Origin of the sequence: Arthrobacter sp. MYb227, assembly GCF_002975435.1 — a bacterium.
Taxonomy (GTDB): Bacteria; Actinomycetota; Actinomycetes; order Actinomycetales; family Micrococcaceae; genus Paeniglutamicibacter.
In genome coordinates this window covers 26,306-38,336 of the sequence record NZ_PCPT01000007.1, presented here as the reverse complement: position 1 = coordinate 38,336, position 12,031 = coordinate 26,306, and the positions used below count along the sequence as shown (strand labels likewise).

Sequence of the window (12,031 nt, the reverse complement as noted above, 5' to 3'; positions counted from 1 at the left end):
CGGAACACACCATGCCCCAAGCCTATCGAGCTAACGTGCTATCCCATGACTCACTACGCCAAATACGCTCCAGCGTGTCGGAGAGACGCTGCGCTTTTCCACGCTTTCACGTATTGAAGTGGCTAGGAGGACTCCTAGTTTGGGACGCTTTGGGCTTCTTGGGTCAGTAGGATCGGAATGCCCTCACTGATTGGGTAACTCAGACGTTGTCCCTTTTCATCGGTGCCAAGAGAAACTAGGGTGTCACCGATTTGTTCAAGCGCCGAACCGGTGAGAGGACAACGAAGCAAAGATGCGATCTGAACTGGAAGTCTAGGCATACTACCTAGTTTAGAGCTCAGAGTTCCCTTCACGCAGCACGCGAAGGTGTCGACGTGTCAGATGGGTTCCGTTACCCGGTGCAATTGCCGGTGGTGCGGTGCGGGGCGCCGGAATTTCTACGGCGGGTTCAACCGGGGCTTGAACTTCCTTTTCACGCACGGCGTTTGCCAATGCGTAGAGGTCATCCTTGTTCAGCGGCGTTTCGCTGGGAAGCTCCAAGCGCAGCACTTCCCACCCCAGCGGGACGGTAAGTCTTGCCGCGTGCTGAGCACATAAATCGTAGCAATGAGGTTCCGCATACGTGGCCAGGGGGCCCAAGACTGCGGTTGAATCGGCATACACATACGTCAAAGTCGCGATTGCCGTTTGACGGCACGCCGAACGTGAACAAAGTCTTGTAGATCCCACGATTAGACAGACTACCCGGTTCTCTTGGTGTTTACCCCTTCGCACCGCCGGGTGGCAGGCAATCAGTATTTCCGGAGCTCGCCTGGCTCTAGTCTTAGAGTATGACCGAAAATCTTGTGACAGATCTGGATTCCGTGCCCCTAGGCGATCCTGCACCGGGCACGGGCAGAGGTTTTATGGCAAGAAAACGTAACCGGCATGGCCGCGGACGCCGCGGACCAATACTTGATTCGTTGCTCCCGGGAGCCCGCACCCGTGAAGAATTTTTCGAGGATTTACTTATTGAATCTGCCGAACGGCTCGCCGATCGGTGGGGTTCCCGGGTCACCGCCATCGACTTTCGCCTGATGTTGGTTCCCAATACTAAGGTGCTGACGCGGGTAGCGGCCGAGGGGAATAGGGTGCCCTGGGCAACCAACCGTTCGGGGCGTCCGGGGCGCCCCGAACGAATTACCGTCTATCGTCGCCCGTTGGAGCAAGCAGCGCAGGTCCCTGCGGAATTACCGGAATTAGTCCATATGGCTATCGTTGAGCAACTTGCCGATTTGTGGGCCATGGACCCACAAACCATTGATCCTAGCTACCATCCTTGGGGTTAGTGACGTAGCTGAACCTGCACACCTTCAACTCCGGAAGCAGCCGGATTCAATGCCAAGGTCGCGACACCCGTATCGCCTTCTTCGATAACCATTGCGGCATATGCAGGCGCTCCACTTGCTGAAATTATGACGGCAACGGTGTCGTTACCAAGATCGCTTGGCTTGAGGGTGATGGTCTTGGCGTCGCTTAGCTCGATCTTCTTTTCGGCGCCCAATTTTCCGTCCTTATTCAGCGGTCGCAGTGTAATGGTTGCGGTGTCTACCGGTGCGTTGAGGACCAAACGAGCATTGCCAATTTCGGGAACCGGTGAGAGGTGTTCGCTACCAATTCTTGTAGCTCCAACGGCCCAGGCCTGATCCATCGGTTCATCGGCCTTAGTTCCACGGACCATTTTCACCGATGCTGTTACCGCGGAATCGGCTTCCAGGACAAAGGTATAAACGCCAGCAGGTAGACCTGTGAGGGGAAGTCTTGCCGTGGCATTCGAGGCAACGATTAGTTCGCCACCGCCGGGAATTGCTACTTCACCGTTTGCGCCCAAGGCCTTAACCTTGATGGTTGCACCTTCGTTTGAGGTTGCCGAAACATGAAGTTCTGGCACTGCATCCGCTGCTGAGGTGCCTTTGGCAAGGTCACCGGCAAGCTGTGGATCTTGCAGGAGGACACCGGGGATTATCTGGCTGGAAGCCGCTGGTGTTCCTGGAACTAGATAATCAATTCCTCCAGGGGTAAGCCCATGCAAGGAACTTTGTTGGACAGTTGCATTGATTTTGCCGCCTGATGCCGAAATTTTCAGTGCCACCGATTTTTCGTTTGGCGCGTACGCAGCCAATACCAGTGATTTGCTTTCACCCGGTGCAATCGCAATTTCGCTCAAGGATGCGGCCTCGATGGCTCCTCCGGAGCCACGCAGATCAATACGGACCTGACTGACAGAAGCCGATGAATTCACAAGATGAAGCACAGAGGTAGTACCGCCGGTGGTTGTTACACCGGTAATCCAAGATTCGGAAGCGGGAACGGTGCAGCCGGCCGCGGCAAGCCCCGCCAAGTCTCCGTCTTTTGCGGTATAGAAACGCGCTGCACCACTCAAGGACTGTAATCCGCCAAGTGGTTGAGTGCGCAAGGTCAGTGGTTCGGCGGCCGTAATGCCGCTTGCTGTAATGCCCTTGCGTTGCGAGGAACCGTCTTGGGCCGCTGGGGGAAGTTTAGCGGCTTCGGCTTCTTCAAGTCTGGGGGCAAGCTCTTGCTGGGACTTGCCATCGAGTTTGAGTAGTTGTGTGCCCGGGATGCGACCCACGTTATCGGAGAGCACTGCAGCACGAATCACCGATTTTGAATCTTTTGAGGTTGGCGCAAATTCCGGGTCTGCATCTGCTCCTGCGCCCTTCAGGAGTCGTACTGCTGCCGGGCAAGTGGTTAGGGCGTCACTAGCCGGAAGTGTAGTCAGTCCGGTGACTGCCCCTTGTGCTGGAAGCTGCGCAGGGAAGAGCGTGCCCGCTGCAACAGCGGCAGCTCCAAGGCACAGCACGGCCACCGAACCAATGAAGCCAAGGGTTTTTTTGGCCTTAGAATTTTTGGGCACTTTGGTGGCTAGTCCGGCCGTTGGCGCTGGAACTTTTTCGAATTCAGGTGCTGCCTCGAAAACTTGTGCTTCGGCAGCGGTTACTTCGGCAGGCTTGGAGCTGGAATCATCTGGAGATTCCGGCCCGCTTGTTGTTGTATTTTCCGATTTCTCAGATTTTTGGGGAGCATTAATTTCGGTGGCATTTGCATCTTTGGTGCCGTGGTTGGACGGCTCAACGTCGGCTTCGGCATTCGGAGGCGTTTGCGCGGGTTGGGCGGAAGTCTGCGTTGGTTCAACTGCCGGCTCACCGGGTGAGAAGAATCTACGTTTGGCATTGCGCTCGGCCTCCCGGCGGGCCCGACGTGATTCGCTCATGATTTTTTCTCCTTGGCCTGGGCCGTATGCTGACCGCGGTCCAGCTCATCAATGCTTTCGGCGTTGCCACGAGTACGGTATTCGTCAAGCCTGCGTGCCGAAAAACGGCGGCTACGTGGGATCGGAATTACTAGCAGCAACGCAAGAATAAGTACCGTCCAGCGGGCTATCGAGACCGGTATTTTGTAAGGGCTCGAATACGTAACATTCAAGGTTCCGCCCTCGGTTCCTAGCTCAAAACCTTGGGCCCAGGCTTGGGCTTGAAGCCCGCCTGTACCCGAGACTCCCCCGGTTTGTGGTCCAACAGTCACTCGGGTGAGCGGTTTGCCGTTGAGTGTTGCTTTCCATCCGGCGTCCGCGCGTTCCGCGAGCACCACCTGACGTGGTTCGGTAGATGGTTCAAGCTTTACGTTGCGTACTTCGGCACGGTGTGAAGGTAGCAAAGCAGTGGTTTGACCATTGGTGGTGATTCTGACCCGCGAGGTGAAGTCTGTGGCATTATCCGCTCCGGAAATTTCGGTTCCCGGTTCCACTCGCCAGAGCCATCCGGCATCTGTGCGACCCACCGGTGCGAGCCCCTGTACCGAGTCAAGTTGAGCTACCAAGGCCGAGGCCGTCTCACCGCTTTCTTGCAACACCACAAACCCGACACCTAATGAATCCAGGAAGGAACGTGGATCGAAGTCCGAGTTAGCAACAAGCATTGCGACCGTTGATTCGATGAGTTTCTCCGCGGCATCATCGGCTCGTACACTCGGATCAAGTAAACCGCCTTCGATACGTTCGGCGCTTGCTACCTGGGAGAGCGAATCGGCTGTGGTTCCGGCACCGTTCATCAGTGCTGCGGAAATCGCACCATCACGGCTTGGAGCCAGTACCAAGGTCCGGTCTTCATATGGGCCTAGGCCTCGATCGGCTGCGGTTGCCGGTAGGGTTCGGGACGCGACAGCGCGCAGTGAGCTGGCAGTGCCCCAATTGGTTTGGTTTTCGGTGCGTGAGCCATCTTGTGCCAGAAGCCACGTGGCGCCGCCAGAAATGAGCGAGAGGGTCATCAGTGAGCAGATCAGTACCAACACACCACGGTTTGCACCGTGTTCGGGTAGCGATGTTGTTCCGGTAAACCCTTGGGTAAGTGGTTGTTCTTGGTGCTCCGAACGGATCTCGGCAACACCGATAGTTGCCGCGAAGAGCATCACTACCAAGAATGCCGAGATAAATGGCCCGTTGAATGGTGCAACCCAGGCTTCTCCAGCAACCGAAACAGGAATCAGGCTTGCTCCGTACCCGGCTGCCAACATCAGCACGCCACCAAGCCACAGGGTCCTGACCAATGCCGCCCGTTTGGAAGCCGAGAAAAGCGCGACAATCGACAGTCCCAGTAGTGGGGCACCGATGATGATTCCTATGACCAATGCCCAGGGGCCATCCGGAAGGAAAACAAAGCCAAGCGGCGCGGCGAATGGGTCAAAGTTTACCGGGAAGCCAAGAGCCTGGGCCCAGAGCGGTGCCGGAGCAAATGCTAGTGGAAGGCCAGGATCTGTGATCAACGTACGGATGTTTTCAAAGGCACCAATAATCAGCGGTGCTTGGAAAACAAGGGTTGGCAGTGCCACCCACCACAGCGTCTTTGCACGGGAGCGTAGCGTGATGGCTAACAACAGCATCAGGACGATGCTTGCAATACCAAGAGCCGGTGAGGCGGCCGCTATTGCCGCAAGTAAGAGCGAGGCTGCCGCGGCACCCGTCCAAGATGGGATTGCATCAAATCCGGGGCGTGAAAGAGTCGCACCGTTGATTTGATTGCGCCGTTTAAAGTCCGTTGCAGCACCCACCGTGCGCAGTAGAGCCAGTAGGAGCAGTGGTGCCAGAATATGAACAACCATCGCTCCGGCACGCCCGGATGCCAAGGAAACCTGCAATACCGGTGCGAGGCCCCAGAGCAGTCCGCCAATCATGCGTGCAGCCCGAGAACGCGTCACGGCTCCCAAGCCCAGCCAAGCGCTGAGCGCTGCAAGTGGCATGACCAGCAGTGTGAGTACCACGGCTGCAGCGTTGGAGTGTCCGACACCGAGCAAAGCTGCTAACCAAAGTAGGAAATCAAATGGATCCGACCCGCCGGGTATTCCCGCGCCGAGGTTTTGCCACCAGGTAGTTGCGTTGGTGTAAATCTCAGATGCTTTGGTAGACAGTGGTAGCAATGCCCCACCGGCAACTGCTGGGGCACCAATGAGGGAACGCAACCCAATGAGCGAAAGAGAAACGGTTCCAAGCACGGCAAGAATCGCGCTGATGAATGCAGAGGTTCGTGCCGGGGCTGCAAGGGAAGCAAAATCATTGCGTGAGTCTCCACTGGGAGCCTCCGAGGTCAATGCCCCGGTGCCGTCTCCAAGAACCTGGGCGTGATCGAGGCTTTCGAGCATGTGTTTGCGATGTTCACGGACAAGATTTTGGTCGGTGAGCAGTCGAGCAATCGCGTTCCGTGGCATGGTGCGAGTTTTTGCCGCTGCCTTGCGTGATCGTGAAAGTTTGATGGGGGTTCCCACAGCACGGAACGTCGCGTCCAGTTGTCCAAAGGCATAGCCGGGGTCTTTAGCTAGTAAGGAGCCGATAAATCTATAGAGCCCACCTAGAATGGCCCCAGCTATCAGGAACGGAATCTTCCACCCGGCTGCGTGCTTGAGCCGCATGAAGACTTCGGCGCGCCTGGTTTCCTTGGGTCCGGCAAGCGCACGGACTACCGCTGCCTTGTGGAACATCATTGCTTCGGGAACAACAACGACGCGGTTGCCCAGCAGGCGGTTGCGCCAGCACAGATCCATGTCATCGCCCAGCCCCGGCAGGGCAGGGTCAAAGCCGCCGAGTGCTTCAAAGACATCACGGCGGATCAGCATTCCGGCACTTGTCACAGCGAAGGAGTCGGTTCGTGCATCATATTGGCCTTGGTCAACCTCATCGATTTCAATGAGGGTCACCCGCTCGGCGTATTCATTGACGCCAAGACCCACGTCGAGTAATCGACGTGGTGAATCAAGGTCTAGCTGCTTACAGCCGGCAATAGTCACCGATTCGGTGGCTTCAACGACTGTGACAAGTCTTTCGAGGGCATCAGGGGCCGGGGTTGAATCGTCATGGATGAGCCATAACCATTCGGTGCGCCCCGGTTTGGGTTTGCCCAAAGAATTAACCGCAGCTTTAACCGATTTTCCAAAGCTGTGCGCTTCGACGCCAAGAATCGTGGCGTCCGAGGGCAGATGCTTGCGCATCAAGGATTCGGAATCATCGGTTGATGATGCGTCAACGCCCACAAACCTATCGATGAGGCGTGTTTGATCACGCAGGGCATCGAGGGTTCGGGGCAAGAAGACTGCGCCATTGTGTGCTGCAACAACGGCTGTGACATGGATCGTGGGGAGAATTAGACTGCTCGTTTCCGCAAACGTCGGCGTTCACGCTCTGACAATCCGCCCCAAATGCCGAATCGTTCATCATTGGTCAAGGCATATTCAAGGCATTCGGATCGTACGGCGCATGCTCCACATACGCGCTTAGCGTCTCGAGTAGATCCACCCTTTTCAGGGAAAAATGCTTCGGGGTCGGTCTGCGCGCACAATGCCTGCGTCTGCCACCCTAATTCGCCATCTTCGGATTCGGCCCCCAAGCCAATCCAAATAGCTTTCGATTCGTTTCCCTTATCCAACTCCGCGTCGAGGCTTGGTGCCCATGACGGCGTCGGTTCTCCCACAAGTTCATTGACGGCATCATGTGCCAACAAAAACGCAGCAACTTGTTCGTTGCTACTCAGAGCCTGAGGATCACTCTCGCTACTTACCGAGTTGGATTCTGCTGGGTCAACAAACCAGTCCGTCGGCACTTCTCGTGACCCAAACCGGGCCTGCGAGATGTTCAACGATGCTGCTTCATTGAAGCTGCGATCCAAGTTCCCCATGGTTTATCAACCTTCCGCTGTTACAAACTCGTGACAAAAATTAGACCTAGAGGAAAACTTCAGCGGCTTTTCGAGAAAGGCCACCGCGAGACAATTACGCTCTCCCGGGCGGTTCACTATCTAATTACACTGGTGTAACTCGGCATGAGTCAAGTAGGGTCGTCGATTTTAGCCAAAGCTGGCGTAGATTTAGGGTCACGCCACGCCCGAGAATTCCGCGTGGTAATGGACAAAATACGTATAACGTGAATTCCCGGTGAATTCACAGGGATGACTAGGATGTATTTATGAGCACTGATACCAATTCGTTATCACCCGTGGAAGCACTCCTTTCCCCCTACCGCCATTCGACCCACCCGTGGTTGACTTGGTATTCGCTTTCTGGGGAGCGCGTTGAGCTCAGCGGAAGGGTCTTTGACAACTGGGTTGCCAAAAGCGCGAACCTCTTAGACGAAGAATTTGATCTGGCGCCGGGCGATGTGGTTGGCATAGATATGTCCGGCCACTGGAAATCGGCAGCACTGGCTCTGGCTTGCTGGCATTTAGGTGCCGAACTTCACTGTGTGGCGCCCGGGGAGAATCCGGGAAATGTTGACTTGTTCATTACAGCTTCGCCACAGACATTGAACGTTGACGGCTCGGTAGAAGTTCTTGTGGTTCCGCTTCCGTCCCTGTCGATGTCCTTTGACGGTGAACTTCCGGTGGGTGCCACCGATTACGCGTCCGAGGTACGTTCCTATGCGGATTCCTATTTCCCCTCCCCGATTGATACCACGGCCGTTGCCCTGCGCCATGAGTCAAAGATGCTAAGTTTCGTCGATCTCTTTACCCAGGGCCAGAGCCCGACCGGAACCACCTTGGTAACCACCGCTTGGCCTTTAGAACGCCTTCTTCCAGCCTTTATCGGTCTGTGGTCTAAGGGCACCAGCGTGGTCTTGGTTGAGGAAGGTGTGGCAATCACCGAAGGAATGCTTCAAGGAGAGCGGGTCATCAACACCCTCGACCAAAAGAGCTAGGGCTGCTTCCCACTCGATCGCACAGGGCATGGAGTAATTGCTCGGCGCGTCGAGGGCTTTTAGGTTTCTTTGACGGCCATCATGCCGGGTTCGCCTGGGGCGATCGTCTTGATTATCGAAGAATTGTCGGCGGATGCTTAGGTGAAATGTGCAGCTAAGCACGCTAACCGTTTTCCGCAACGCACATCAGGGACTCTTGACGAAGAATAATCATCGCCAAGAGTTTCCCTTTCCAATCCATCAATAATTCCCGCGGCTGTCTCAACACTAAGTTCTACTCCCCGGACGAGGGGAAGCAGCACTCGTTGCTGATGGAGTTCTTTTCACGACTGGCCTGCAATGCTCGGGGAAAGCCAAAAAGGGTTCAGCCAGAGAATCTCCACTCGTACTAGGGGCTACAGGAAGTACTCGCGCAAGCGCGACAGCCAGTGCGTGATCCCCCAGCAGAAAACCAGCGAGCCGGCCGTGACTGTGCGGACTCCGTTAACGGCCGGCACGTTACCAACGATATAGAAGCACTGTCCTACCATTCGGCCATGGCTTTCCATGTCGTGGCGATCCGGAGCAATATACTGCACATTCGAATCTTTGCCCAAAATGACGTCAATTAAATAGCGATTAGTCATTGATAAATACTAATTCGGGTACTATTCTCGGTCATACTCGAACCACTGGGGGGACGGGACTTGTCGTGAATTTGGGGAAATTACGTCATGAGTCGCCTATTTTTAGATGCACATCGATTGCTGAGCGCTGCTGTCGCATTCATTGTTCTATTGGTGTTGGTGTCCAGCACCAATGACTACAAAAAGTCACCGCACGAAATCCAAATTGTTTCGCATTTTCCGCGTGACGGCGCAAAATCGGTTTCTCGTGACGCCACCGTAGTCGCGTGGCTAGATCATCCGGTTAAGGAAGGATCTAACCAGCTGGCACTGTTGTTGAATGACCAGCAGGGGGTACCCATCAACGGCCGATTCGAGTTGGCAGTGGATGGCTCATCAATAACTTTTGAACCAGAAACGAAATTGGCACCTGGTCAATACGTGGCATCTGTCCGGGAAAGCCCGTCCGCGCTCGACGGCTCCGGTAATTTGAGCACCTGGAATTTCTATGTTCCCGAGAAAAAATCCCTCGAACTTGGTCCTGGCGGTTCCATTTTGTTGGTCACTGACGACGATAATAAATTTTCAGCAAAGTATTCAGAAATCCTACGGCTCGAAGGGCTGAACAGTTTCGAAACCGTCAATGTCGATGAACTAACACCTCAGCTCTTAAGGGCCCACGATCTCGTGATCCTCAGTAGTGGCTCCGTAAAGCCACGGACCGAAAAATCAATCATCGACTGGGTCAAGAACAACCAGGGCAACCTCATCGTTATGGAGCCGGTCGGGCTCCTGGCAAAGCTCGCGGGCGTCCAGAACCACGGTGCAGGCGTATCCAATGGTTATTTTCGTGTCGACACCGCACAGGCCCCGGGAAGTGGCATCGTCACTGATTCCATTCAGTTCCACGGTGAGTCATCAATGCTAAAAGCCATGAGTGGCACCCGGACCATAGCTTCGCTGAGTTCGAGCGCCCTGGGATCGGCTGGATCACCCGCGGTTACGCTGAGACCAGGGACGGGCAAGGAAGGATATGTGGTTGCCTATTCGTTTGACCTTGCCGAATCGACGGTGCTGACGCGGCAAGGGAATCCCGCGTGGGCCGGCATAGAACGCGACGGTATCACGCCGATTCGACCCAACGACTTGTTTTTTGGCGCAGGTGACCGCGACTACCTTGATTTATCCAAGGTCCATATCCCCCAGTCCGATGAACATCTTCGATTATTGTCCAATTTAATCGGCTACATCAATCAAGAAAATGGACCACTACCCAAATTCTGGTATTTCCCGAATTTCTCCAAGGCTGTGCTTGTGATGGCCGCGGACGACCATGGCACCACCACGGGAACTGAGAACATGTTCTCTCGGATGAGCAAACTCAGCCCAGAAGGTTGTTCCGTCGACCTATGGCAGTGTTTTCGGGCTACGTCGTGGGTCTTTCCGGAATCTGGATTAAACCCAGTAGAGGCCAAAAACTACTCAGAGATTGGGTTCGATATCGGTGCCCACGCGTCCACCGCCTGCGAAGACTGGAACGCTAAATCCTTAAATGCGGCATTTTCGGAATCTCTAGGTGAATTCCGGAAGAAGTACCGTGGCCTTCCGCAGCAGACAGGCAGCAGGTTGCATTGCATTACTTGGAGCGAGTGGTCAACGCAAGCCAGCATTGAACGAACGTGGGGAATTCGAATGGACATGAATTATTATTACTGGCCCGCCGATTGGATCCGCGAGCGTGCGGGCTTCATGACTGGATCGGGCCTGCCCATGCGCTTCAGCGACTCAAATGGGGATCTCATCAACGTTTACCAACAAGAAACGCACTTAGTGGATGAGGTTTTCGCGGGACACCCTGAGCAAGTGGAAAAGCTATTGGAACGGGCCACTGGCATCGAAGGATTCTACGGAGCATTCGGCACCCACTTCGATTTCAGCACGGGTTTCGATGCTGAGGTGATGGAACTTGCCATCCGACATTCGATTCCCATGGTATCGGCCAAGCAACTTCTGGACTGGACCGATGCCCGAAATGCATCGAGTTTTGAAACAGCGAAATGGCATCAGGGCGAATTATCGTTCGCTCTGGATATCGCACCTGGAACTCATGGAATGCTCAAGACAATGCTGCCAACCCAATCCGTTGACGGCTCGTTAAGCGTGCTTCGTTTCAGGGGCGAAACAATCAATTTTTTGGTCGAAACGATCAAGGGCGTTGAATACGCAATCTTTGAGGCGGCAAGCGGAACCTACAAGGCGACATACCGCTAGGCTCTTTTCCCTATTTGTGCTTTCTTGAGGGCGGAGCAGCGGATCGCCACGGCAGCAATCTTAGCGGTAGCTAACACCCTCGATCAGAAGAGCTGTGCGCGCTTACTGCTCAATCACCAAGGGCGTGGACCTTCAATGAAGGCTAGCCGTTGACATAAGTGCGTTACTGGCTTTGGCTTCCTTCTCCGGGAGTAGCCCCCGGAGTTTCCGGTGTTTGAAGCTTACGCATGCTGCCGGTCTCTACCCCAACACCGAGTAGTTCCCGATCGTTAGCGAAGGCTTCTTCCTGATCCAGCTCTGCGCCAAAGACCCAGAAACGGTAGGCGAAGAAGCGGAAAATTGTGCCAAGAACCAAACCGACGACAGATCCCGCAATAAAGAGGCTTGTGGTGTCGGTGAGACCAATCCAGTATTTGGTGATCCACACGCAGGCAGCGGCGATTCCCAAGCCAATGGCGTTCATGATGAGGAACATCACCAGTTCACGCACCACATTTGCCTGGCGACGGTGTCGGAAAGTCCAGAAGCGATTGGCTACCCAAGAGAACATCGTTGCAACAACACCGGCAACGATCTTCGCTTTTACCTCGGAATCATGCATGGGGCCTTCAAGCATCCAGAGGTAAATGCCGGAGTCGATAATGAACGCTACCCCGCCTACAACGCCAAATTTTGCGACTTCGCGCCACATCATTGACGCGAGCCCGCTAAGCCTGCCCCAGATCTTCGACAGCATGGTCCTCCAGATATTGGTTTTCGTATACCGGTGCTTCAAACCCATCTCTGGGCTAGCGCCGTTACGTCTCAACCGCGACTACATGACCCGGTCAACCTAAGTATTCTAATGCGGTTCACTGAAAGTTACCCAAGAATGGTGTCGAATCTCGCTTCATTCTCATCTAAGCCCTGTTGAGGTTGGGTA

10 protein-coding genes are annotated in these 12,031 nt (G+C 54.8%); 3 read left to right on the top strand and 7 right to left on the bottom strand.

The genetic code is table 11. The features are described from left to right. Nucleotides 1-134: 134 nt before the first annotated feature. Both CQ018_RS13930 and CQ018_RS13925 read right to left on the bottom strand, forming a co-directional pair. Nucleotides 135-320 (bottom strand): hypothetical protein, encoded by a 186-nt coding sequence (locus tag CQ018_RS13930; RefSeq protein ID WP_105550620.1) that lies wholly within the window; start codon nt 318-320, stop codon nt 135-137. 10 nt (nt 321-330) lie between these two features. Further along, entirely contained in the window at nt 331-729 is a 399-nt protein-coding gene (locus CQ018_RS13925) for a DUF3499 domain-containing protein (RefSeq protein ID WP_105550619.1), read from the bottom strand. A 101-nt stretch (nt 730-830) separates the two neighbouring features. Here CQ018_RS13925 and CQ018_RS13920 point away from each other — a divergent pair, with 101 nt between their 5' ends. Continuing rightward, nucleotides 831-1,328, top strand: a complete 498-nt coding sequence (locus tag CQ018_RS13920; protein WP_105550618.1) for a metallopeptidase family protein — start codon at nt 831-833, stop codon at nt 1,326-1,328. On the opposite strand, the gene CQ018_RS13915 is transcribed toward CQ018_RS13920, so the two are convergent. The 3 genes from CQ018_RS13915 to CQ018_RS20725 are packed head-to-tail and all read right to left on the bottom strand — an operon-like array spanning nt 1,325 to nt 7,217. Further along, a complete protein-coding gene (locus CQ018_RS13915; RefSeq protein WP_105550617.1) occupies nt 1,325-3,271 on the bottom strand; it encodes a DUF5719 family protein in 1,947 nt (648 codons plus the stop codon). The genes CQ018_RS13920 and CQ018_RS13915 overlap by 4 nt on opposite strands. Further along, nucleotides 3,268-6,675 (bottom strand): glycosyltransferase family 2 protein, encoded by a 3,408-nt coding sequence (locus tag CQ018_RS13910; protein ID WP_258142631.1) that lies wholly within the window; start codon nt 6,673-6,675, stop codon nt 3,268-3,270. Before CQ018_RS13910 ends, CQ018_RS13915 begins: the two co-directional genes overlap by 4 nt. Nucleotides 6,676-6,686: 11 nt before the next feature. Next, a complete protein-coding gene (locus tag CQ018_RS20725) occupies nt 6,687-7,217 on the bottom strand; it encodes a WhiB family transcriptional regulator (protein WP_105550615.1) in 531 nt (176 codons plus the stop codon). A gap of 287 nt (nt 7,218-7,504) precedes the next feature. On the opposite strand from CQ018_RS20725, the gene CQ018_RS13900 reads away from it, so the two are divergent. After that, nucleotides 7,505-8,233, top strand: coding sequence for a TIGR03089 family protein (locus CQ018_RS13900; protein ID WP_105550614.1), 729 nt, complete (start codon nt 7,505-7,507; stop codon nt 8,231-8,233). Between the two features lie 395 nt (nt 8,234-8,628). Here CQ018_RS13900 and CQ018_RS19895 read toward each other — a convergent pair whose 3' ends face one another. Continuing rightward, the gene (locus CQ018_RS19895; protein WP_146111916.1) at nt 8,629-8,859 is read right to left on the bottom strand and encodes a hypothetical protein; all 231 of its coding nucleotides are present in this window, start codon (nt 8,857-8,859) and stop codon (nt 8,629-8,631) included. 87 nt (nt 8,860-8,946) lie between these two features. On the opposite strand from CQ018_RS19895, the gene CQ018_RS13895 reads away from it, so the two are divergent. Continuing rightward, the gene (locus CQ018_RS13895; protein WP_105550613.1) at nt 8,947-11,109 is read left to right on the top strand and encodes an Ig-like domain-containing protein; all 2,163 of its coding nucleotides are present in this window, start codon (nt 8,947-8,949) and stop codon (nt 11,107-11,109) included. A 163-nt stretch (nt 11,110-11,272) separates the two neighbouring features. Here CQ018_RS13895 and CQ018_RS13890 read toward each other — a convergent pair whose 3' ends face one another. After that, nucleotides 11,273-11,845: a GtrA family protein gene (locus CQ018_RS13890; RefSeq protein ID WP_105550612.1), complete on the bottom strand. Its 573-nt coding sequence runs from the start codon at nt 11,843-11,845 to the stop codon at nt 11,273-11,275. Between the last annotated feature and the right edge of the window lie 186 nt (nt 11,846-12,031).